Consider the following 23,183-nt stretch of genomic DNA (forward strand, 5'->3'; position numbering starts at 1 on the left):
TTCTTATTTTAAAATTTCAAATGTAATTTTTTGATGTTTAATAACATCTTCCTTTAAAGTTTTTCCAATTACTTCTTTATAGTCACGAGCATCAATTCCATGATTAGGTCTTAAATAAGCCAAATCATCTTTAGTGATAATAGTTCCTGCTTTTAAATTTCTAATTGGGTATACAGCTCTTCTAAAACTTGTACAATGGCCTGTTTCTATTTCAATTTCTGTTGGAGTTTTTATTGGGTTTCCTTTTAAATCGTTAATTTTTTTTATTTTAGAGATTAAATCTAAAACTTCGTTTTTTGTTAGTGAAACTTTATGATCCCTAAATTCTTTATTTTCTCTACTATCTGTAAAGTGAAATTCTAAAATCTCTGCTCCCATTGCTACAGCTATCTCTAAAGCATAACTACCTTCTGTATGGTCTGAATAACCAATAGTTAAATCTGTTTCTTTTTTATAAGTATCCATAACTGATAAATTAGCACTAGAGTATGGTATTGGATACATAGAAGTACATTGTAATACTGATAAATATTGTTTATCTAAATACAATGAGTCTAAATTTTGAATAAATTTAACTGTATCTAAAACTTCTTGCTGAGTACTAAGTCCTGTTGATAAAATAATTGGTTTTTTAAGCTTTACAATGCCTTCTAATATAGGGTAAGCGGTAAAATCTCCAGAGCCAATTTTATAAATTGGCATGTATTTATCTATCCAAGAAATATAATCTAAATCCCAAACAGAAGCCATAAAACCTACATTGTTAGCTTCACAAAGTTCTGCTAATTGAATATATTGTTCTTTTGATAACTCAAACTTTTTAAAATGTTTATTTCTAACAGGGCTTTCTTGTTGAGAAACAAGAGTGTCTCCAGAATACATCTGATATTTTATATAATCTACATCTGCATCAATAGCTAATTTTGTTAACTCTAATGCGTATTCAAAATTACCTTCATGATTTCCTCCTATTTCGGCAATAAGTAAGGGACCGTGTTTTCCTTTAAATTTGTTTATCATTTATTTTTTTGTATAAACTTACTATTTCTTTGTAATTGTATTTGTAATGTAACTTAGTAGTTAAAGATAATATTTTAGTAACAGTATTAAAATCTTCTTGAGTATCTAATGCCAAATCTATTCCTTTACATCTATCATCGTCATTATACAAATACATTGTTTTAAATAACTTTTCATTATCATAAAAATACGGCATTACATGCTCTCTATAATAATCGGAAGTCATATTTTTTAGATGAGCTTCATATACATCTTTTCTAACAATTTCAATACTCATTCCTTTAGGGTAAGTTCTTTCTTTTACATTAGAAAGAAAATCTAAATCATTTTTTTTAAATTTAATAATGGCTTCAGAAATTAAATCTTTATCTAAAAAAATATTGTCACCGTTAATTCTAACTATTACATCGTAGTTATTTGCTTCTGCACACTCATAAAAACGTTTAGAAACATTATTTAAATCTCCCCTAAAAATATTTACATTATTTTTTTTACAAAAACGTTCTATGGCATCATCGTCTTTTTCTACAGACGTAGCAATACAGAAACCATCAATTCCTTTTACACGACTTACTTTATCGCAAATATATTCTAAGACTTTTTTTCCTTTAATTTCTTTTAAAATCTTACCGTAAAGACGAGACGAAGAATACCTACATAAAACTACAATTCCTATTCTCATTTTCTATAGCCAATTATTTTAGAAGGACTTCCTGCATTAATACTAAATGCTTCAATATCTTTATTAACAACTGTACCAGCAGCTAAAACAGCCCCATTACCAATAGTAACTCCTTTTAAAATGGTAACATTACTTGCAATCCAAACATCATCTCCTATAACAATTTCTTTAGATTGGTTTGGTTGTTGATTTATATTTTTTTCTTTTAAAATACTATGATTACTATCAACGATATATACAAATGGAGCAATTAAACAATCACTACCTATTTTTATATTTGAAGAAGCAAATATAAAAGTGTGATAACCAATTGTCGTTCTTTCTCCAATAATAACATTTGCATCCATATTACATGGGCAAATTTTTACACCCTCCTTTATAATAACATCATCTGCTATTTTTATATTTTTAGGAAAACGCATGAGTGAAACATTTTTATCAAGCCAAACATTTTTACCTAATTTACCTATCCTAAATCCTTGATACCATGAACGGAGTCTGTTATAAAGAGAATATTTTAAATGTTTTCTTAATTGTGAAGACTCGTTACCCATTATCTTTCTCTATATTCCATTCTGTTTTTGTGTACATCCCTTTTACACTTATAGTGTCAAAATTAGGTTCGTGTCCTGTAATATCTTTCCACTCAACTTTAAAACTTTTTGCATTATCTGCAATAACGTCTACCGGATTATTAATTTGCCTTACAAAAACTTCTAATGTATAAATACCTGGAAATAACATGTTTTTAGCAATAGCTGCATTAAAATTATAATTCCCCTTTTCTAAGTCTAAAGATCCAATATCCCAATTAGTAATATTAGTCATAGTTGGAATATTTTTATGATATAAACGATACCCTAATTCAACGTTTTTAGTTAAATTTTTAATTTTTAATTTTATAGAAAAAAACAAATCATCTCCCATATAAATTAAATCATTAGATTTTAAAATTTTTACGGATATAATATCTGAAAACACTTTTAACCCTCTAGTTTTAACACCTTTGTAATCACTAGTATCTTTTAAGTTACCAAACTCATATCTTTTAATACCTTCTTCTACTTCCCCTGTAAATACAATTTCTCCATTTTCTAAAAGAATAGTACTAGTACAAAGTTTTGCAACTGAATTCATATTATGACTCACAAACAAAACGGTTCTACCTCCTTGGCTAGATATATCTTGCATTTTACCAATCGCCTTCTTTTGAAATTCTGCATCACCAACAGCTAAAACCTCATCAACAACTAATATATCTGGCTCTAAAAATGCTGCAACAGCAAATGCTAACCGAACTTTCATTCCACTAGAATACCTTTTTACGGGAGTATCAATATAGCGTTCACATCCAGAAAACTCAATAATTTCATCTAATTTATCAGCAATTTCTTTCTTAGTCATCCCTAGAATTGCGCCGTTTAAAAAAACATTTTCTTTCCCTGTCATTTCTGGATGAAACCCAGTACCCACTTCTAACAATGAAGCTATTCTTCCATTTGCTTTTATGCTACCAGTACTAGGGCCTGTTACTTTAGAAAGAATTTTAAGCAACGTAGATTTTCCAGCTCCGTTTTTACCAATAATGCCTAAAACCTCTCCTCTTTTAACTTCAAAATTAATATCCTTTAAAGCCCAAACATATTCCGATTCTCCTTTTATAGCTCTATTATTAGATTCTCCAACTTTTAAAAACGGATCTTCTTTCCCTCTTACTTTATGCCACCATCGGTTTAAATCATGACTAATTGTCCCCGTGCCAACGGTTCCTAACCGATATTGTTTGCTTAGGTTTTCTACTTTTAAAATTACTTCGTTAGATTTCATGATTAAATAGTATCGATAAAACTTTTTTCAGTTTTGTTAAAAATTAAAACACCCACTAATAAGGTAACAAGAGTTATTACTACTGTATAAATAATACCAAACAAAGAAACACTTCCTTCATTTAATAACATAAATCTACCAGTTTCTATAATATAAGCCATTGGATTATACCTTACGGCCCATTCAAATCCTTTTTCTTGAAAAAGAGACAATGGCAATACAACAAGAGAAATATACATTAGCAACTGAATACCAAAAGTTACGAGAAAAGTTAAATCGCGGTATTTTGTAACCATAGACGAGATAATCATTCCTAATCCTAATCCTAACATCCCCATAAACAACACCAATATAGGAAATAAGAAAACGTATTTACTTGGCTCAACATCAAAACCAGCAAATAAGAAATAACAATAAAATATTATAAAAATAAATATTTGAATTCCAAATTTCAATAAATTTGAAACGACTACAGACATAGGCATAATAATTCTTGGAAAGTATACCTTACCAAAAATCTGTTCATTTTTCTTAAAAGTATCTGCTGTTTGGGTTAAGCAATCTTTAAAATAATTCCAAGTAGTTATCCCTGCTAAATTGAATAAAAACGGAGGAATACCTCCTGTTTGAATTCCTGCAACATTATTAAAAACTAAAGTAAATATAATTGAGGTAAATAATGGCTGAATTAAATACCATAGAGGCCCAAGTATGGTTTGCTTATAAAGTGTTATAACATCTCTTTTTACAAAAAGAAATAATAAATCTTTATACTCCCAAACTTCTTTTAAATTTAAATCGAATAAATTATTTTTTGGTGTTATTTCTAACAACCACTTTTCTTTCTCCATTTATTAATTTTTCTTAGAGAACAAATATAATTTATTATATATTTTTTAACACTAAAAATTAGCTTTAATTATTATTGATTTATTTTTATAATTGACGATTAAAATTTATGAAAAATGCTCTACATCCAACTCATAAATTTTAACCAAAACCTAAAATAACATCTTTACAAACTGGTTATAAAAAGAATTGGTATAAATAAGTATAAAAACTTATATTAAGCTATGATAATTACTAACGATAAACTTCACATTCATTAAAGCTAATAATAAAAAATGCCCTACAAAAAATAAAAATTCAAGGTTATTGTTACACTTACTTTTTATATACTTATCAAAATAAGAAAAAAACAAAATTGGTAATAATATTACTAATGGCATAAACCACCTAAATTCTATATAGGTACAAATGATTAAAACAAATATTAGCGTGTAATTTATAAAAAAAACAACTATTTCATTATTAATAATTTTCTTTATATTTATTTCTTTCATAAAGATTCCTTTAAAAAACAATACCACTCCTAAAAGAAAAACTAAACCAAGTAACCGTGTATATGGTTTTATCAAATAAGCACCTTCTCTTATCGCTGTTTTAATACTTCTAGGTACATTAAAAATCATTGTTCCTAAAATAGAATTAGGCAATGAATTAATTCCATTATTAGAAATATAAGCCAACACATCTTCTGGATTACAATGTTTTCCATACGCCACTTTACCTTCTTCTAACCAAATTGCAGTTAGATACTGTAATTGAGGCCAAGAGACTCCTACGGTTTCTATTTTTTTTTCGTGAAAAGATAATTTTCCGTTTTCTTTTAAAGACGGATAATTGAACAGTAGTAAACCTAAAAAAAAACTAACAGCTATTATAGAAACTCTATTTACTAAAGTCTTAAAATCAAATTTTTGATTATAAAAATACAGTATCAAAACAAAAATAAATGTCGGGAATAATAATAATACTCCATTTTTCGTGTTGAGAGTATTAATGCAAAAATAGCACCTAACAAGAAGTAAAGTATAATATTCTTATTTTCTTTATCTTGTTTAATTTTAAAGAAAACTATAAAAAATAGTAGTGTAAAAAAGGTCATAAAAACATCATTAATCCCTGTAAATATAAATGACATTACAACCATTGCATTCACAGAAGTAATCATGATACCTTTTTTGTATAATGAAGATAAATGATTAAAATTTTTTCTTATTAAAACCCAAAGTAAATATATACTAAATACAGCAAAAAATAAACTAGTTACTCTTAAAGACATAAGTTGTCCAAAACCAATTTGATAAAATAAATAAGAAATACAATTAAAAAAAGTTGAGTTTCCATAAATATTAGCTTCAGAAAATCCTGAAGTAATAAAAATATTAAAGACCTTTAAAAAACCACCTTCATCTCCAAGAGTTATTGGGCTAGAAAAGATTGTAAGAATTCTAATATAAGCGTATAGACCTGTCATTAAAAGACTAACCCAAAGCAAAAAACTCAATATCCTATATTTAATTTTACTCATAAAAAACATGATTAACTCTTTATATAATTGCTAATACCCCTCTAATATTCAACAGTGTAACTACTAAAAGTGATATTATAAAAACAACTTTTAATTTAGCCATATGACCTATTGTTAATTCTTTTATTGAAAAAGCAATTGCTAAATATATTAAGACTTCATAACCTAGAAACCAACGTAACTCTAAACATGAAAATAACACTAATAACAAACTCAAACAAAAAGTACAAAATAATATTAACGGTATATTTTTTAGGACATTTTTTTTATTAATAACAAAAGCGATAAAAGGTAACAATAACAAAAAACCACTAAACCTAATTAACCATTGTAACAAGTACAATAGATTTGAAATAATAAGTTTTAAATATAACTGTGGCCCCATTATTACAGACTCATATAAATTAACAGGCAATGAATCTTCTCCATTATCCAAAATATACTTTGATACATCTTCAAATTTAGTAACCCAAATATTACCACTACTTAATTTTAAATTTTCTTTATCTAAATTCATAACCCCTAAATAATTTCTTTGCGACCAATTATAACCACTTTTTGGGTTCTTATCGTAAAAACTTAAACTACCGTTTTCCTTTAAAGATGGAAAATGTATGATCGATGTAAATACAATAAAAGAAATTATAAATAGGGATACTTTTTTAAGAAAAACAGACAAAGTTATTTTATGTTTAAACCCCCACAAAACAATAGCTACAGCTATAACAGGAATTAATAACACACTAGGCAACCTAATACCTAAGCAAATGGCTAAAAAAAGACCCAACAATATAAATGGAACACTTTTAACTCGTTTATTAGGTGTAATTTTAAATATTAGAAGATAAAAAATTAAAACAACAAAAACCCCCATAAAAGTGTCGTTAGATGCTTTTATATATGACTCTAAAATCAAAATTCTGAAAAAGAATAGTAATACTATTATTAAATTAAATATCTTTTCTTTTCTAGTTTTTACCTTCAAAATCATTACTACACCCATAGATAAAATAATAAATTGAGAAATAAAATTTAAGGTAAAAAAAGCATATTGTACACTTCCTAAAATATCATAAAACAACTTAAGAACCCCATAATAAACGACTGTAGTACCCCGAATATTAGACTCATAAAAGCCCTCAACTAAATATATTTTAAAATTTGTTAAATAGCCATCATTATCACCTACTTGTAAAGATGACTTTGAAATCCAATAGATTAACAGCAGTACAGCAGAAAACACATAGAATATCACTGTACTTTTTATTAAAATATTTATCTTTTCTTTATCTTTAAAAAAATTAAATATCATTTTATAACATATTTTTCATTATTTACTATTAAAAACAACTTCTTGCTCCAACTCATAATACAAAGGCATTCTTACCAACGTATCTGCATATTTATCGCAATTTGCTAACACTCTACCATCATGCTTCTCTTTAAAATAAGGACTAGAATGCAAACTTACATAATGAAAAACAGGGTTCACTCCTTTTTCTTTATAACTAGCAATAAATTCGTTTCTTTTCTTTAACGATTCTAAAAGCACATAAAACATGTGTGCATTATTAGTTGCATACTTTGGTACTAAAGGCAACTTAATGTTGTTATTTTCTTTAAAAAACGTAAAATAACCATTCCAAATTTCTTTTCTTCTATTTTGAATATCCTCTAAATTTTCTAATTGTGCCCATAAAAATGCAGCTATAATTTCTGAAGGCAAAAAAGAAGAACCTACATCTACCCAACCATATTTATCTATTTCTCCTCTAAAAAAAGCAGAACGATTGGTCCCTTTTTCCCAGATAATTTCTGCTCTTTCTATAAATTGTGTATCATTAATACCTAACAAACCTCCCTCTCCACTAATTACATTTTTTGTTTCGTGAAAAGAAAATGCCGACAAATGACCAATACTTCCTAATGCTTTTCCTTTATAATAAGAATCAATTGCTTGAGCAGCATCTTCAACAACATAAATACCATATTTTTTAGCTAATGCCATAATGGTATCCATCTCACAAGCAACGCCTGCATAATGCACCACCACAATTGCTTTGGTTTTTGGTGTAATTAAAGCTTCTATACTATTTTCATCTATATTAGGTTGATCTGCTCTTGAGTCTGCAAACACAATTTTTGCACCTCTTAATACAAAAGCATTTGCTGTAGAAACAAACGTGTAAGAAGGCATAATCACTTCATCTCCCTCTTTAATATTCAATAAAATAGCACACATTTCTAGGGCATCTGTGCAAGATGTAGTCAATAATGTTTTTGTGATTCCATAACGTTCCTCAAAAAATTGCTGACACTTTTGCGTAAAAACCCCATTTCCTGAAATTTTACCAGAGGCAACTGCTTGCTCTATATATTTTGTTTCATTACCTGTTAGGTAAGGCTTGTTAAATGGTACCTGTTTCATTTTTTCCATATATGATATATGTATTCTCTTTTATTTTCTAGAAACCTCAAAGATTTATAAAATTTATTTGCGATGTCATTATCTAACTGAGTTTCTACTTCTATTAAATTACATTCATTCTCTAAAGCCCAATGCTCAACTCTTTGCATAAGTTTCTTTCCTAATCCTAAACCTCTATAATTTTGATTTACTGCAATTAATCCTATTTTGCAGATATAACCTTTCTTTTTAACTGTTATAAACCCTGAAATAATATCATTATTAAAAACAACAAAAATTTGATCTGCAATTTTTTTATTTATAGAGTTTTGTACCCATAAATAATATAAGTTTTCAAATTTAGAATTAGGAATATTAGCATCTTTCTTAAACCTAGAATATGCTCCACTTTGAATCGCTAAATCTAATAAATTTTTATCAACATAATCAAAATCATATCTTACTATATCATCTAAAGTTTCTTTTTCTACAAGCTCGTTATTAGATACTTCTTTTGTATAAGTTATTTTAGTGTCCTGCAAGAAATTAGAAAAACCTATTAGTAAATTTTCTGAAAACATATAAGTCAAACCTTTCAAAAATTGAAGATTACTCTTTTCTTTAAAATCAATTCTATATACGGCGTGTTCAAAAAAGTCGGAATCCCAATTTAATCTCATGATTCTATGTTTATTTTTTCTTGAACAATATAAGTAGGTCGATTTTTAACTTGATCAAATACTTTACCCAAATAAACACCAACAACACCAATAATAGATATCATACACCCAAATAAAAACCACATAGAAATTACAATAGACGAATAACCATCTACAGTAATCTTGTCAGTAATTTTTAAATAAAAGTTATAGAATATCATAAATAAAGATATTCCTACTAAAATAAAACCAAATTTTATAACAATTTTTAAAGGTTTATTAGAAAAAGAAACAATATTATTAAAAGCCAGACTTAACAAACTGTATAAGTTATAACTCGAAACCCCTTCTTTTCTTTTACTATGTAAAACCTCAACCACGTCAGACTTGTAACCAACCCAATTTATTGCTGCTGGTAAAAATTTAATATAATCTCCTAAACCAAGAACTGATTTAATTACTTTCTTATTGTAAAGCCCAAAATTACCAACTGCATGTGATAATTGAGATCCTGTGAAATAATTTAATGTTTTGTAAAAAAGAAAAGAACTTAATTTTTTGGTAAACTTATCTTCTCTTTCTGTTCTTGCTGCCAAAATAATATCAACCCCTGCCAAAGCCTTTAAATATAATTTTTCTATTTCTTCTGGCACATCTTGTAAGTCTCCATCCATTACAACAATCCATTCTCCTTTTGCGTTTTCTAAACCACAAAAAATAGCTGGATGCTGTCCAAAATTACGACTTAAATTAATCGATTTTATGTTTTTATTTTCTTTTGATAAACTACAAGCTACTTCCCAATCATTACCAGGACTACCATCATTGACTAAAATAATTTCATACGTTTTTTCTAACTTATTGAAAACGGTTTGTAACCTAGCACAAAGCTCTTTTAAAGTTTCGGAACATTTGTACAAAGGAACAACTACTGAAAATTCAATCATCTTAATCCTTTATTAAACTCTCAACTCCCAACTCATAACTCTTTAACCCAAAACCTAAAATAACCCCTTTACAAACTGGCGATAAAAAAGAATGATGTCTAAAAGTTTCTCTTTGATGAACATTAGAAATATGTACCTCAACAACCGGAGTAGTAATACCACTAATAGCATCTGCAATAGCCACAGAAGTATGCGTGTAAGCACCGGCATTTAAAACTACGCCATCATAACTAAAACCAACTTCGTGCAGCTTATCTATAATTGCACCTTCACTATTAGATTGAAAATATTCTATAGTAATCGTTGAATATTTTTTTTGTAGCGTTTCAAAATATTGCTCAAAAGTTTCTGAACCATAAATTTCTGGTTCTCTTTTTCCTAATAAATTTAAATTGGGACCGTTTAGTATCAGTAATTTCATAAAACAAAAATACATTTTTTTACATAAAAAAACGGAAGCTTTTCAGCTTCCGTTCATATATAATAAGATCAATCGTGTCTTTTAATAAAATTACATCAATTTCTGTGAAGTTTAAGATTGAAATCTGTAAACCTATATTATAATACCATTTTAGAATGGAACTAGTTCTCGATACAATTTTTCATTAAAAATCACTCGAACTGACATTGGTGAAACCATTTTTAATTCATAAATTACAACGACATTATTTAAACAATGTCTATATTTTACAGTCCGAACATTACTCCCAAACTAACATTGTTCATCTCTAAACCATCATTTGAAATTCCGGAATAAGAAACATTTAACTGTGTAGTATTACCAATTTTGTAGCCAACTACAGGTCTATAATAAAAACCGCCATCTAAATCTTCACTCAAACCTACTGCATAACCAAGGTTTGCTCCAACTACAAATTTATCTGAAACATTAAATCTTGCCGCACCAGATATTGGCAAATAAGAAGCATCCGAGACTTCTACTGTTCCAAGTGCAGTATCTATATCTTTTCCAAAAAAATGAGCATACTGAACAGACGGACCTAAGGTAAAACCATCAGCTACAGGAAACATATAATTTAATTCTGCTCCTAATGCTGCCCCATAGAAATCATTGGCATCTCCTGTAGGAATACCTACATTTACGCCACCATTTAAAACACCTTCTTGTGCATTTATAGTACTTACACCCATTATTGCTACAAAAGCAACTAACAATACTTTTTTCATAATATTTAATTTTTAAGTTCCCTACAAAAGTAAATGAGTACTGGTTTTTACATGAACGTTATTGCTTTAAAAATTGACTCAAATAAGATAGTTGTAGAGAGCAGTAATTAGTTCCATCGTTTATAAATACGTAATATGTCTGGTTGAGCACAGTAGAAATCTTTATTATGAAACAATTAGTCTTCCACTGTGCCTTAACTAATAATAATATCTTTTTCAACTAGTTTTGATAAATAAAAACAGGTATTTATCAATTGAATTCTATAGATTCAATATCTTTATCCCATGAAATGGCAAAACGCAATTAGAGATTTTCAACTCTTTTTAAAGATAGAAAGAGGGCTTTCTAAAAACACAATTGATAGTTATACAAGAGATTTAGAAAAACTGATGTTGTTTTTAGAAGAAAATGAAATCAACCACACTCCTATTACTATTGATGAAGAGTCCATTCAGCAATTTATTTATGAAGTTGCTAAAAGTGTAAATCCTAGAAGTCAAGCACGTATTATTTCTGGTTTGCGTAGCTTTTTCGATTATTTAATTTTTGAAGATTATAGAGAAACCAACCCTACAGATTTAATTGAAGCGCCAAAAATTGGACGAAAATTACCAGATACCTTGTCCGAAGATGAAATTAACAGTCTTATTTCTGCGATCGATTTAAGCCATCCGCAAGGCGAAAGAAATAGAACTATTTTAGAAACTTTGTACAGTTGTGGTTTGCGTGTAAGTGAACTCATTACTTTAAAAATTTCTGATTTATTTTTTGATGAAGGTTTTGTAAGAGTAATCGGAAAAGGAAATAAACAGCGTTTTGTACCGATTCATTATGCTGCTCAAAAATATATTTCGAGTTATATAAAAGATATTAGAACACATATAAATGCACAAAAAGGTTTTGAAGATACTGTTTTCTTAAACAGACGTGGCAAAGGATTAACTAGACAGATGATTTTTATCATTCTTAAAAACCTAGCTCTAGAAATAGATTTAAAGAAGAAAATTAGTCCGCATACATTGCGACATTCTTTTGCGACACATTTATTAAAAAACGGTGCAGATTTAAGAGCTATTCAACAAATGTTAGGTCACGAGAGTATTACTACTACAGAAGTATATGTGCATTTAGATAAAAGTTATTTAAAGGAAGTTGTTGAAACCTATCATCCTAGAAAATAAAAAAGAGACTACCTAAAAAAATAAAATCCTGTCATGCTGAACTTGTTTCAGCATCTTTACGCACTCAAATCCAAACACCAAAAGAACCTAAAATAAATTCAGGTTGACAAAAAAAAGAGACTACCTAAAAAATTAAAACCCTGTCATGCTGAACTTGTTTCAGCATCTTTACGCACAGAAATCCAAACACCAAAAGAACCTGAAATAAATTCAGGTTGACAAAAAAGAAGCTGTCTAAAAAGTTTAAATCCTGTCATGCTGAACTTGTTTCAGCATCTCAACGTACTGAAATTCAAACACCAAAAGAACCTGAAATAAATTCAAGTTGACAAAAAAAAGAGACTAACTAAAAAGGTTTAAACCTTGTCATACTGAACTTGTTTCAGCATCTCAACGTACTGAAATTCAAATACCAAAAGAACCTGAAATAAATTCAGGTTGACAAAGAAAAGAGACTACCTAAAAAGATTTAAACTTTGTCATGCTGAACTTGTTTCAGCATCTCAGCGCACAGAAATTAAAATATCAAAAGAACCTGAAATAAATTCAGGTTAACAAAAAAAAAGCTGTCTAAAAAAAATTAAATCCTGTCATGCTGAACTTGTTTCAGCATCTCAACGCACAGAAATCCAAACACCAAAAGAACCTGAAATAAATTCAGGTTGACAAAAAAAAAGAAGTTGTCTAAAAAGGTTTAAACTTTGTCTTGCTGAACTTGTTTCAGCATCTTTGCGCACAGAAATCCAAACACCAAAAGAACCTGAAATAAATTCAGGTTGACAAAAAAAAGAAGCTGTCTAAAAAGTTTAAACCTTGTCATGCCGAACTTTGTCTATATCTTTTATAGTGTTTCCGTGATGCTTCCAGGTTTCTAAAGGCGCTGTACCTCTAACATGATCTGTAGTAATTATAAAAGTGGTTTTACCTTTGTAAAAAGAGTTTTGTTGCGTAAAGTCCCATAGTTTTTTTTAATAAATGTATCAGTTCTTTGTGCCGATTTTAAATACGCATCGTATTCGCCATCATGTGCAAAATCATCGGTTTCTCCATAAGAAACAAACACCAATTTTGAATGTTTCTTTTTAATGTTTTCTAATGCATAATGATGTGTAAAAACATCTAAACGAACGCTTCCTCAAGGACTCGGAGTTTCTGTTTGTAATTCATTTAAGAAAACTTCTTTATCTGACAAATTAGCTCCTTTTGCATTTCTGAAACCAGCATTTACATACAAACCGCTTCTTTCTTCGTTGATTCGTAGACACTCAAACAAAAAGGAAAACGATTAATACTAAGAAATACATAAAACCAAAAATTCCTACCATAAACATGATAGGAATTTTTAAAATATTTGAATACACAACAGTATCCCTTCCTTTGGGGAAGGTTAAAACAGCCTTTTACTTAGCCACATTCACCGCTCTTGTTTCTCTAATAACCGTTACTTTTACCTGACCTGGATATGTCATATCATTTTGTATTTTCTGAGAAATACTAAAAGATAATTCAGCAGCTTTGGTGTCATTTACCTTACCACTTTCTACCATTACACGTAATTCACGTCCTGCCTGAATAGCATACGCTTTTTGAACACCTGGAAAACCAAATGCAATATTTTCTAAATCTTTTAAACGCTGAATGTAAGAATCTAAAACCTGACGTCTTGCTCCTGGTCTTGCTCCTGAAATAGCATCACAAACTTGTACGATTGGCGCTATTAAGGTTTTCATTTCAATTTCATCATGGTGAGCTCCAATTGCGTTACAAACATCTGGTTTTTCTCCATACTTTTCAGCCCATTCCATACCTAATAATGCATGCGGAAGTTCGCTTTCTGTATCTGGCACTTTACCAATATCATGTAATAAACCAGCACGTTTTGCAACCTTTGCATTTAAGCCCATTTCTGCAGCCATAATTCCACAAAGATTTGCTACTTCACGCGAGTGTTGTAATAAGTTTTGTCCGTAAGAAGAACGATATTTCATTCTACCCACCGTTTTTATCAATTCTGGATGTAAACCATGAATACCTAATTCTATTACGGTTCTTTTACCTACCTCAATAATTTCTTGGGTAATTTGGTTTTCTGTCTTTTTAACAACCTCTTCTATTCTTGCTGGGTGAATTCTACCATCGGTTACTAACTTATGCATTGCCAATCTAGCAATCTCTCTACGCACAGGATCAAAACAAGAAAGAATAATTGCTTCCGGAGTATCATCTACAATAATTTCTACACCTGTTGCAGCTTCTAAAGCTCTAATATTACGCCCTTCTCTACCAATAATTCTACCTTTAACATCGTCTGACTCTAAGTTAAATACAGATACACAGTTTTCTACTGCTTGTTCTACACCTACTCTTTGTATTGTACCTAAAACTACTTTTCTAGCTTCTTGTTCTGCTGTTAATTTCGCTTCTTCAATAGAAGTTTGTACAAAAGCCATTGCCTCTGTTTTTGCTTCATCTTTTAAAGAGGTAATCAATTCTTTTTTAGCATCTTCTGCCGATAAACCAGAAATTTGCTCTAGCATATCTACATGACGCTTGTGCATTTTTTCTAATTCAGACTCTTTATTTTCTAAAAAGTCTAACTTTTTATTAAACTCACCTTCTTTGTGTTCTAAAGATTTATTTAATCTTTTATTTTTATCTACTTCAGAGGCAACTTGAGATTCTCTATCTCTAATACGTTTCTCTACATCAGAAATCTTTTTTTCTCTAGTAAGAATTACTTTTTCATGCTCAGCCTTTAATTCAATAAACTTTTCTTTTGCTTGTAAAATCTTTTCTTTTTTTACAGAATCGGCATCTATCTTAGCTTCTTTTAAGATTGTTGCGGCCTCTTTTCGAGTGCCACTAAGTATTTTTTTTCCTTTTGCTTTTTCCATCGCTTTAGCGATCAAAAATCCACCTGCAATTCCTATCAAAACTCCCACAATAATGGGAAGTATCATTTCCTCCATAATTTAAATTTAATATATAAAAAAAGCCTACATTAGTGAGGTTTTTTAAACTCCAAATATGGTTACTTATAGGACTAACTAACTGTTCAAGGATCCATTCTAGATGGCTTGCTTTAGTAGTTAAGACTCATCCTTCATAATTGAATCGTGTTGAGTTTAATAAACAATGTACTAACGTAGGCAGTGTGTTGTTAATGTATATTTTAAAGAACTTATTTTAAATGAGCATCAACTAAATTAGTCAACGCTTTTATTTTATCTACTACTTCTCTATCTGTAGAATCCTTTTCTAATGAAGCTATTTCTGCTTTTGAAGCAAATTGTAACGCACACATAGCTAAAACATCTTGTTTATCGCTTACTGCGTAATTTTCTTCATACATAGAAATTAATTTATTAATAGCAGTTGCGGCTTTTCTCATGCCTTCTTCTTCTTTAGTGTTATTTACACTTAAAGGGTAAGTTCTACCTGCTATAACAATATTAATTTTAAGTTTTCCCACAATTTAATGAACTTTATTTATGTAACTGTATGATACACTTATCGATTTCTCGAATTAAAGTATTTATTTTGAGTTTTGTATCTCTTGTATTTGTACTACTGCCGTCTATAGTTTTTGCAATCTTAAGCAAATCATACTCTTTTTTCTGAACTGCTAATAATTGCTCTCTTTCTTTTAATTGATGTTGTAATTTACTTGTATTCTGAAGCAAAATCTCATTTTCATTCTTCAAAAATTCATAATTTGATAATAAGCTTTCTAACTTATCTTCCAGTAAATGAATTGCTTCAATTGTATTACCCATCTATATTTTAAGAATAAAACTATAACTACAAAGTTAACATTCTGTTTTAAACTTTACAACATTTTGTCACTTATTTTCTATAGCAACTATTAAATTCATAAAATACTTCAGTTAACATTATGGAATTCAATTTGTTTAGACCTAAAATATTATGTGTAAGTTCAATTTATAAAATGATATTCTTACTAAAAATCATTATTGTCTGATATAATACTTTATAACCACTTCTCTTTTACATCCAATAACCAAGTATTCACTTTAACTACCTAACAAACAGCTACAGCTTATTATAAAATTAGTCTACTTTATATCTTCAAAAAAGCAAGAGCATCATTTAAAAATTACGTAAAACCTATTATTAATAAAGGGATTGTGAAATGAAATACTTTTAATTAAACATTTTTTTTAATACAAAAACTGCTAAAACCTTTAATTAAGAGCGTCTTATTTCTTAGGCCTTTTAGTACAGCGCTATTAATCATTAAGTTAGCTTCAATAACTTGTTTTATTAAAAAACTAAAGATGAATTCTTTAACCCAAAAATGATTTTCACTATTTTTGTAGAAAATATTTTCATTTTGAGACAAACCCTATTCTTATTCACCTTATTAGCTGCTTTTTTTGGTCATTCACAAGAAAAGTACCCAAAAGACTATTTTAGAAACCCTTTAGGTATCCCTACTATTTTAGCAGGTACTTTTGGTGAATTAAGAAGCAATCACTTTCATTCTGGAGTAGATATAAAAACACAAGGTAGAGAGGGACTAAAAATATATGCAGCAGCAGATGGTTATATTTCTAGAATAAAAGTTGCTCAATTTGGTTTTGGTAAAGCTATTTATATTACCCACCCAAACGGGTTTACAACAGTATATGCACACATAAGTAAATATGCTGATAAAATACAAGAGTATGTAAAAGCGATACAATACAAAAAAGAAAATTATGAAACTGGAAACTTGTTTTTTAAACCCAATCAATTTCCTATAAAAAAAGGAGAAGTTATTGCTTTTTCTGGCGATACAGGTAGTTCTGGTGGACCTCATCTACACTACGAAATAAGAGATACTGCCACAGAACACATCATCAATCCGTTGTTTTTTGGGTTGAATCCTATTGATACAAACCCACCTCTTTTTCAGGATTTAAAAATTTATCCATTAAACAGCAATGCTAGAATTAATAATAAAAATAAAAGCACTGTTATTTCTTTAAATAGTATAGAAAAAGGACAATATAAAGTCGGTAAAATCACTGCTTCTGGCGCCATTGGTTTTGGTGTAAATGTGTTTGATAGACTGGACAAAGCAACCAATAAAAATGGAATATTCAGTTTAGAAATGCTTGTAAACGGAAAACGTTTTTATTATCATGATGTAGAAACATTTTCTTTTCCAGAAAGTAAATTCATCAATCTACTTATAGATTATCCGCATTATATAAAATATAAAAAGAAGTATCAAAAAACCTATAAGGATGATGTAAATAAACTTTCTATTTATAAAGACTTAGTTAATAACGGTAAGTTAGATATTTTAAACGGACTAAATTACAACATAGAAATTATTGCAAAAGACTATAAAGGCAATGCAAGCTATTTAAAAATACCAATTGCCGGTACAGAAAATAATACAATCTTTATGCAACCAGCAGATACTACTGCCTATAAAATAGTTGCTAAAAACTTTTATAAATTTACAGAAGATAATGTAACTGTTGCTTTTCCTAAGAACACATTTTACGAAGACCTATATTTAGATTTTAAAGTTGATAAAGGCGTTGCTAAAATTCATAGACCTACCATTCCTTTAGCTAAAAATTTTACGTTAACTTTTAATGTTTCTAAATATTCTGAAGCAGAAAAAAAACAACTTTACATAGCAAATGTAAAAAACGCTAAATACCCAAGGTTTCAATATACCAGAAAAAAAGACAGTACATTTTATACCACAACAAAAACTTTGGGCAATTATGCTTTAATGTCTGATACTCATAAACCAAAAGTAAACGTATTATACTTTAAAGACAACCAATGGATTTCTAAAAGAAAAACCATAAAAGTTAAAATTTCTGATATCGGTTCTGGAATTAAAAATTACAGAGCAACGCTTAATGATGAATGGATTTTAATGGAATACAATCATAAAAAAAGAATATTAACCTATAACTTTAGTGATAAAAAATTGGTTGGTAGCAAACATATCTTTAAAATTGTAGTCTCAGACAATGTTGGAAATACCAATACCTTTTCTACAACGTTCTTTAAAAAACAAGTAAACTAAAAACTACGTGAAAAAAATATTACTCTTTTTATGCTTTCTACCTTTCTGTGCTTTTGCTCAAAAAATGACAATTCTTAAAGGAACTGTTAATGATAAGGACAAACAACCTATAGAAAAAGTTTCCATAAAGTACAACAACGTTGGTACCACCACAGATAAAAATGGAAACTACTCGATGAGAATTCCATATAAAGAAGAAATTACATTAGTTTTTAGCCATTTAGCTTATAGAACTTTTACTAAAAATTATATTGGAAACAGCAGAAATGGTGTCCGTTACTCCGTTATTCTTTCTTCAAAAACAGAAGAATTAAAAGAAATTGTAATTAAAGACAACGTAAGAAATGCCCAAGGTATACAGAAGATTGATGTTGCTGTTGTTAAAAATGTAATTGGACCTAATGCGGGTGTAGAAAACGTATTAATGACTTTACCTGGTGTTAGTAATAACAACGAATTAAGTACGCAATACAATGTTAGAGGTGGTAATTTTGATGAAAACTTGGTCTATGTAAACGGAATTGAAATTTACAGACCTTTTTTAATTAGATCTGGTCAGCAAGAAGGCTTAAGTTTTATCAACTCGAATATGGTGCAGAATATTAATTTTTCTGCTGGTGGATTTCAAGCAAAATACGGTGATAAATTATCATCTGTTTTAGATATTACCTACAAAAAACCTACAGAAACGGCTACTACAATAGATGCAAGTCTGCTAGGTGCAAGCGTTACTTTTGAGGGAAATTTTCTAAATAAAAAACTAAGCACCATTACAGGTGTTAGATATAGAGACAATAGCTTATTTGTAAATAGTAAACAAATTGAAACTAATTTTAGACCACAATTTACAGACGTACAAACCTATTTATCTTATGAATTTTCAGAAAAATTTACATTAAACTTTCTAGGGAATTTTTCTTTAAACGATTATAATTATCAACCGATATCTAGAAGAACACGTTTTGGTACGGTTGCAGATCCGTTAGAATTAATCGTTTTTTATTCAGGGCAAGAGCAAGATAAATATTTAACGATGTTTGGTGCTTTTTCTGCGGATTATAAGGTGAATGAAGATTTTACATTAACAGCAACCGCATCTAGATACAACACACAAGAAGAAGAACATTTTGATATTGCTGCAGCATATAATTTAGGTGAAGTTGATGCCAATATTGGATCAGAAAATTTTGGTGAAGTAGATTTCTCTCAAGGAATTGGTTCTCAATTAAATCATGCCCGTAACGATTTAGATGCCTTAATTACCAATCTTCAAATAAAAGGAACGATCAAGAAAGATGATATACAATGGAATTTTGGTGCTAAATATCAAAAAGAAGATATTAGAGACCGAATTAGAGAATGGGAAATGATCGATTCGTTAGGTTTTTCTATAAGACCTCCTCATCACACTTCTAACAAACAACCTTACCAACCTTTTGAAGGTGAAATAACGCCATATCAAAACATCAGAAAAGATAATAATGTTGCCATTAATAGACTCTCTGCCTTTGTTCAATTTAACCAACGTTCTTTTTGGAACGAGCATGAAGTTTTTTACAACTTAGGACTTAGAGCTCAAGGTTGGTCTGTTACAGGAAACGGTATCGAATCTAAAAACCAGACCATTATTAGTCCTAGAGGTCAATTTGCTATCAAACCAAATTGGGACAAAGACATGTTGTTTCGAATTTCTGGTGGATGGTATTCTCAACCACCTTCTTACAGAGAGTTAAGAGATTTTAATGGTGATATTAATGTAGATGTAAAAGCGCAAAAATCGATTCACTTAGTTACAGGAATGGATTATAGTTTTGATATGTGGGACAGACCATTTAAACTAACCACAGAATTGTATTACAAAGATTTATCTGATGTAAACGCTTACTCTATTGACAATGTTAGAATTCGTTATAGAGCAGACAATGTTACAAAAGCGTATGCAACCGGATTGGATGTTCGCTTAAATGGTGAATTTGTTCCTGGTAGCGAAAGCTGGGTAAGCTTAGGGTATTTAAAAACCGAAGAAAATATAGATAATAGAGGTTATATTGCAAGACCTTCTGACCAACGTATCAAATTCGGAATTCTTTTTCAAGATTATGTTCCTAATTTACCAAACCTAAAAGCATACTTAAACTTGGTGTACAATACAGGTGTTCCGGGAGGTTCTCCTTCTTATGCAGATGTATACCAATATCAAAGTCGTTTAAGAGATTATAAACGAGCAGATTTAGGAGTTTCTTATATTTTTGTAGATGCGAATAAACAATATGAAACGGGTTGGTTGTCTAAATTTAAAGAATTATCCGCAGGTTTAGAGCTTTTTAATATGTTTGATATTCAAAACTCAATTACCAACACTTGGGTAAGAGATGTATACTCTAAAACACAATTCGGCATACCAAATTATATGACAGCTAGAGTTTTAAACTTTAAGGTTGGCATGAAATTTTAAATCAAAAATTTTATATCTTTACAAGTAACGAATCAATCTTTTTCTATGCAGATAGCTTCGTTACTTGTATTGACATTTTTTTTAATCTAAAATCTGAGCAGCGTGTGCTTTTGTTTTCACTTTTAATATAATATCTTCAATTACTCCTTTTTCATCTATTACGAAAGTTGTTCTGTGAATTCCATCATATTCTTTCCCCATAAACTTCTTTGGCCCCCAAACATTAAAAGCTTCAATTACAGCTTTATCTTCATCCGCTAAAAGCGGAAAAGGCAATTCGTTTTTATTGATAAAATTTTGCTGTCTTTTTTCTGAATCTGCACTTACGCCTAAAACATCATATCCTTTTGCTAAAAAAGATTGATAGTTGTCGCGTAAATCACACGCCTCATTAGTACAACCTGGTGTACTTGCTTTTGGGTAAAAGAATAATACTAGCTTTTTACCTGCATAATCAGAAAGCTTAATGGTGTTTCCAGCATTGTCTTTTGCTTCAAACTGTGGAGCATTATCTCCTATTTTTAGTGATGTCATTTTTAATTATTTTTATTACAAAGATACAAAGTAACAAAGTTTTCTTCAAGTTTAAAGTCGATAGCTTAATAAAAAGTAAATCTGTATTTATGCTTTCATTCTAATCAACTATAAATCAATAAAAATTTCTAATGTCACACTGAGATTGAAGAAGTGCTTTTAAAATAGTCTTCGACAAGCTCAAACTGATATATAATAGATAAATGTTTATTTAGTATAATTAACAAAAAAGTGAGTTTAAATCTAAAATATGATCAAATTAGCACCAAACACAATTAAAACTCCAAATGTCACACTGAGCTTGTCGAAGTGCATCCAAAATAGTCTTCGACAAGCTCCGACTGACATATAATAGATACATTGTTATTTAGTATCATTAATAAAAAAAGTGAGTTTAAATCTAAAATATGATCAAACTAGCACTGCTCCCAATTAAAACTCTAAATGTCACACTGAACTTGTCGAGGTGCATCCAAAACAGTCTTCGACAAGCTCAGACTGACATATTATAGATACATTGTTCTTGCGAAAGATTAACAAAAAATTGAATTAAAAACTAAAACAGTATCAAGTTAAGAATGGTCCCAATTAAAACTCTAAATGTCACACTGAGCTTGTCGAAGTGCATTCAAAACAGTCATCGACAAGCTCAGACTGACATATTATAGATACATTGTTCTTTAGTATCATTAATAAAAAAAGTGAGTTTAAATCTAAAATATGATCAAACTAGCACCAAACACAATAAAAATCTCTAACGTCACACTGAGCTTGTCGAAGTGCATTAAAAATAGTCTTCGACAAGCTCAAACTGACATATTATAAATACATTGTTATTTAGCATAATTAACAAAAAAAGTGAGTTTAAATCTAAAATATGATCAAACTAGCACCAAACACAATAAAAATCTCTAATGTCACACTGAGCTTGTCGAAGTGCATCCAAAAGAGTCTTCGACAAGCTCTGACTGACATATTATAGATACATTGTTATTTAGTATAATTAACAAAAAAAGTGAATTTAAATCTAAAATATTATCAAATTAGCACCAAACACAATAAAAATCTTTAATGTCACACTGAGCTTGTCGAAGTGTTTTTCAATCTAAAAGTTAATTCATAAAAACAAATAAAGTTTCAACTAGAACTTTGTAAATTTACAACTTGTAAACTTTGCAACTCAAAAAAATGACCAAACAAGAAAAAGTACAATTTGTAATTGATACACTTGAAGAAAAATATCCGGAAATACCTATTCCTTTAGATCATAAAGACCCGTATACCTTATTAATTGCTGTTTTACTTTCTGCACAATGTACAGATGTAAGAGTAAATAAAATTACGCCTTTATTGTTCGCTAAAGCGGATAATCCTTTTGATATGGTAAAAATGACCGTAGAAGAAATTAAAGAAATTATTCGTCCTTGTGGTTTATCGCCAATGAAAAGTAAAGGAATACATGGTTTATCTCATATTTTAATTGATAAATACAATGGTGAAGTTCCTCAAAGTTTTGAAGGTTTAGAAGAATTACCTGCTGTGGGCCATAAAACGGCAAGTGTAGTTATGAGTCAGGCTTTTGGTGTCCCCGCTTTTCCAGTAGATACTCATATTTTAAGATTGATGTACCGCTGGAATTTAAGCAACGGAAAGAGTGTTGCACAAACAGAAAAAGATGCAAAACGTTTATTTCCTAGAGAATTATGGAACGATTTACATTTGCAAATTATTTGGTACGGACGAGAATATTCTCCGGCACGTGGTTGGGATTTAGACAAAGATATTATTACAAGTACTGTTGGTAGAAAAACCGTTTTAGACGAATATCATAAAAAAAATTAGGTTGTCTA

Annotated in this window: 21 protein-coding genes and 1 other RNA gene; 4 read left to right on the top strand and 18 right to left on the bottom strand. The window is 29.5% G+C overall.

Going from position 1 to position 23,183, the window contains the following annotated elements:
- Positions 1 to 3: 3 nt before the first annotated feature.
- The 13 genes from KV700_RS04625 to KV700_RS04685 all read right to left on the bottom strand — a co-directional run bounded on the left by KV700_RS04625 (position 4) and on the right by KV700_RS04685 (position 11,104).
- Entirely contained in the window at positions 4 to 1,020 is a 1,017-nt protein-coding gene (locus KV700_RS04625; RefSeq protein WP_166382081.1) for an N-acetylneuraminate synthase family protein, read from the bottom strand.
- Complete coding sequence (locus tag KV700_RS04630) at positions 1,004 to 1,702, bottom strand: hypothetical protein (protein WP_218599357.1); 699 nt, start codon at positions 1,700 to 1,702, stop codon at positions 1,004 to 1,006. The genes KV700_RS04625 and KV700_RS04630 overlap by 17 nt, the downstream gene beginning before the upstream one ends.
- Entirely contained in the window at positions 1,699 to 2,124 is a 426-nt protein-coding gene (locus KV700_RS04635; protein ID WP_166382077.1) for a DapH/DapD/GlmU-related protein, read from the bottom strand. Before KV700_RS04635 ends, KV700_RS04630 begins: the two co-directional genes overlap by 4 nt.
- A 124-nt stretch (positions 2,125 to 2,248) precedes the next feature.
- Complete coding sequence (locus tag KV700_RS04640; protein WP_218599358.1) at positions 2,249 to 3,529, bottom strand: ABC transporter ATP-binding protein; 1,281 nt, start codon at positions 3,527 to 3,529, stop codon at positions 2,249 to 2,251.
- A gap of 2 nt (positions 3,530 to 3,531) precedes the next feature.
- Positions 3,532 to 4,380, bottom strand: a complete 849-nt coding sequence (locus KV700_RS04645) for an ABC transporter permease (protein ID WP_218599359.1) — start codon at positions 4,378 to 4,380, stop codon at positions 3,532 to 3,534.
- Between the two features lie 210 nt (positions 4,381 to 4,590).
- The gene (locus KV700_RS04650) at positions 4,591 to 5,313 is read right to left on the bottom strand and encodes a hypothetical protein (RefSeq protein ID WP_218599360.1); all 723 of its coding nucleotides are present in this window, start codon (positions 5,311 to 5,313) and stop codon (positions 4,591 to 4,593) included.
- Positions 5,310 to 5,903 carry a glycosyltransferase family 39 protein gene (locus tag KV700_RS04655; protein WP_218599361.1) on the bottom strand — a complete coding sequence of 198 codons (594 nt, stop codon included), beginning with the start codon at positions 5,901 to 5,903 and terminating at the stop codon, positions 5,310 to 5,312. The genes KV700_RS04650 and KV700_RS04655 overlap by 4 nt, the downstream gene beginning before the upstream one ends.
- A gap of 19 nt (positions 5,904 to 5,922) precedes the next feature.
- Complete coding sequence (locus tag KV700_RS04660; RefSeq protein WP_218599362.1) at positions 5,923 to 7,215, bottom strand: hypothetical protein; 1,293 nt, start codon at positions 7,213 to 7,215, stop codon at positions 5,923 to 5,925.
- 18 nt (positions 7,216 to 7,233) lie between these two features.
- The gene (gene rffA / locus KV700_RS04665) at positions 7,234 to 8,340 is read right to left on the bottom strand and encodes a dTDP-4-amino-4,6-dideoxygalactose transaminase (RefSeq protein ID WP_218599363.1); all 1,107 of its coding nucleotides are present in this window, start codon (positions 8,338 to 8,340) and stop codon (positions 7,234 to 7,236) included.
- Complete coding sequence (locus tag KV700_RS04670; protein WP_218599364.1) at positions 8,328 to 8,990, bottom strand: GNAT family N-acetyltransferase; 663 nt, start codon at positions 8,988 to 8,990, stop codon at positions 8,328 to 8,330. The genes rffA and KV700_RS04670 overlap by 13 nt, the downstream gene beginning before the upstream one ends.
- Positions 8,987 to 9,916, bottom strand: a complete 930-nt coding sequence (locus tag KV700_RS04675) for a glycosyltransferase family 2 protein (RefSeq protein WP_218599365.1) — start codon at positions 9,914 to 9,916, stop codon at positions 8,987 to 8,989. The genes KV700_RS04670 and KV700_RS04675 overlap by 4 nt, the downstream gene beginning before the upstream one ends.
- Before the next feature lies 1 nt (position 9,917).
- Entirely contained in the window at positions 9,918 to 10,337 is a 420-nt protein-coding gene (gene aroQ / locus KV700_RS04680; RefSeq protein ID WP_166382063.1) for a type II 3-dehydroquinate dehydratase, read from the bottom strand.
- A gap of 266 nt (positions 10,338 to 10,603) precedes the next feature.
- The gene (locus KV700_RS04685; protein WP_218599366.1) at positions 10,604 to 11,104 is read right to left on the bottom strand and encodes a transporter; all 501 of its coding nucleotides are present in this window, start codon (positions 11,102 to 11,104) and stop codon (positions 10,604 to 10,606) included.
- Between the two features lie 285 nt (positions 11,105 to 11,389).
- Here KV700_RS04685 and xerD point away from each other — a divergent pair, with 285 nt between their 5' ends.
- The gene (xerD, locus tag KV700_RS04690; RefSeq protein ID WP_218599367.1) at positions 11,390 to 12,286 is read left to right on the top strand and encodes a site-specific tyrosine recombinase XerD; all 897 of its coding nucleotides are present in this window, start codon (positions 11,390 to 11,392) and stop codon (positions 12,284 to 12,286) included.
- 1,400 nt (positions 12,287 to 13,686) lie between these two features.
- On the opposite strand, the gene rny is transcribed toward xerD, so the two are convergent.
- The 4 genes from rny to KV700_RS04710 all read right to left on the bottom strand — a co-directional run bounded on the left by rny (position 13,687) and on the right by KV700_RS04710 (position 16,062).
- Positions 13,687 to 15,255, bottom strand: a complete 1,569-nt coding sequence (rny, locus tag KV700_RS04695; RefSeq protein ID WP_166382055.1) for a ribonuclease Y — start codon at positions 15,253 to 15,255, stop codon at positions 13,687 to 13,689.
- A 47-nt stretch (positions 15,256 to 15,302) separates the two neighbouring features.
- A non-coding RNA gene (gene ssrS / locus KV700_RS04700) (6S RNA) lies at positions 15,303 to 15,411 on the bottom strand.
- A 56-nt stretch (positions 15,412 to 15,467) separates the two neighbouring features.
- The gene (locus KV700_RS04705) at positions 15,468 to 15,758 is read right to left on the bottom strand and encodes a cell division protein ZapA (protein ID WP_166382053.1); all 291 of its coding nucleotides are present in this window, start codon (positions 15,756 to 15,758) and stop codon (positions 15,468 to 15,470) included.
- Positions 15,759 to 15,771: 13 nt separating this feature from the next.
- Positions 15,772 to 16,062 carry a hypothetical protein gene (locus KV700_RS04710; protein WP_166382051.1) on the bottom strand — a complete coding sequence of 97 codons (291 nt, stop codon included), beginning with the start codon at positions 16,060 to 16,062 and terminating at the stop codon, positions 15,772 to 15,774.
- 578 nt (positions 16,063 to 16,640) lie between these two features.
- On the opposite strand from KV700_RS04710, the gene KV700_RS04715 reads away from it, so the two are divergent.
- On the top strand, positions 16,641 to 18,344 hold the full coding sequence (locus KV700_RS04715) for a M23 family metallopeptidase (RefSeq protein ID WP_254712971.1): 1,704 nt from the start codon (positions 16,641 to 16,643) through the stop codon (positions 18,342 to 18,344).
- Positions 18,345 to 18,408: 64 nt separating this feature from the next.
- Positions 18,409 to 20,799, top strand: a complete 2,391-nt coding sequence (locus KV700_RS04720) for a carboxypeptidase-like regulatory domain-containing protein (RefSeq protein ID WP_254712972.1) — start codon at positions 18,409 to 18,411, stop codon at positions 20,797 to 20,799.
- 81 nt (positions 20,800 to 20,880) lie between these two features.
- Here the strand turns inward: KV700_RS04720 and bcp are convergent, their stop codons facing one another.
- Positions 20,881 to 21,333 carry a thioredoxin-dependent thiol peroxidase gene (bcp, locus tag KV700_RS04725; RefSeq protein ID WP_165730456.1) on the bottom strand — a complete coding sequence of 151 codons (453 nt, stop codon included), beginning with the start codon at positions 21,331 to 21,333 and terminating at the stop codon, positions 20,881 to 20,883.
- A gap of 1,188 nt (positions 21,334 to 22,521) precedes the next feature.
- Between bcp and nth the strand changes: the two genes are divergently transcribed.
- Positions 22,522 to 23,175, top strand: coding sequence for an endonuclease III (gene nth, locus KV700_RS04730; RefSeq protein ID WP_166382045.1), 654 nt, complete (start codon positions 22,522 to 22,524; stop codon positions 23,173 to 23,175).
- Positions 23,176 to 23,183 lie beyond the last annotated feature (8 nt).

It is taken from the genome of Polaribacter sp. NJDZ03, assembly GCF_019263805.1.
Taxonomy (GTDB): Bacteria; Bacteroidota; Bacteroidia; order Flavobacteriales; family Flavobacteriaceae; genus Polaribacter.

Bases quoted from the DNA above. Each gene is read 5' to 3' on its own strand.
- KV700_RS04655 (WP_218599361.1), bottom strand. From the start codon at position 5,903: ATGAGTAAAATTAAATATAGGATATTGAGTTTTTTGCTTTGGGTTAGT.
- KV700_RS04645 (WP_218599359.1), bottom strand. From the start codon at position 4,380: ATGGAGAAAGAAAAGTGGTTGTTAGAAATAACACCAAAAAATAATTTA.
- KV700_RS04675 (WP_218599365.1), bottom strand. From the start codon at position 9,916: ATGATTGAATTTTCAGTAGTTGTTCCTTTGTACAAATGTTCCGAAACT.
- KV700_RS04710 (WP_166382051.1), bottom strand. From the start codon at position 16,062: ATGGGTAATACAATTGAAGCAATTCATTTACTGGAAGATAAGTTAGAA.
- KV700_RS04685 (WP_218599366.1), bottom strand. From the start codon at position 11,104: ATGAAAAAAGTATTGTTAGTTGCTTTTGTAGCAATAATGGGTGTAAGT.
- bcp (WP_165730456.1), bottom strand. From the start codon at position 21,333: ATGACATCACTAAAAATAGGAGATAATGCTCCACAGTTTGAAGCAAAA.
- aroQ (WP_166382063.1), bottom strand. From the start codon at position 10,337: ATGAAATTACTGATACTAAACGGTCCCAATTTAAATTTATTAGGAAAA.
- KV700_RS04640 (WP_218599358.1), bottom strand. From the start codon at position 3,529: ATGAAATCTAACGAAGTAATTTTAAAAGTAGAAAACCTAAGCAAACAA.
- rffA (WP_218599363.1), bottom strand. From the start codon at position 8,340: ATGGAAAAAATGAAACAGGTACCATTTAACAAGCCTTACCTAACAGGT.
- KV700_RS04670 (WP_218599364.1), bottom strand. From the start codon at position 8,990: ATGAGATTAAATTGGGATTCCGACTTTTTTGAACACGCCGTATATAGA.
- KV700_RS04625 (WP_166382081.1), bottom strand. From the start codon at position 1,020: ATGATAAACAAATTTAAAGGAAAACACGGTCCCTTACTTATTGCCGAA.
- rny (WP_166382055.1), bottom strand. From the start codon at position 15,255: ATGGAGGAAATGATACTTCCCATTATTGTGGGAGTTTTGATAGGAATT.
- nth (WP_166382045.1), top strand. From the start codon at position 22,522: ATGACCAAACAAGAAAAAGTACAATTTGTAATTGATACACTTGAAGAA.
- KV700_RS04635 (WP_166382077.1), bottom strand. From the start codon at position 2,124: ATGCGTTTTCCTAAAAATATAAAAATAGCAGATGATGTTATTATAAAG.
- KV700_RS04720 (WP_254712972.1), top strand. From the start codon at position 18,409: ATGACAATTCTTAAAGGAACTGTTAATGATAAGGACAAACAACCTATA.
- xerD (WP_218599367.1), top strand. From the start codon at position 11,390: ATGAAATGGCAAAACGCAATTAGAGATTTTCAACTCTTTTTAAAGATA.
- KV700_RS04660 (WP_218599362.1), bottom strand. From the start codon at position 7,215: ATGATATTTAATTTTTTTAAAGATAAAGAAAAGATAAATATTTTAATA.
- KV700_RS04630 (WP_218599357.1), bottom strand. From the start codon at position 1,702: ATGAGAATAGGAATTGTAGTTTTATGTAGGTATTCTTCGTCTCGTCTT.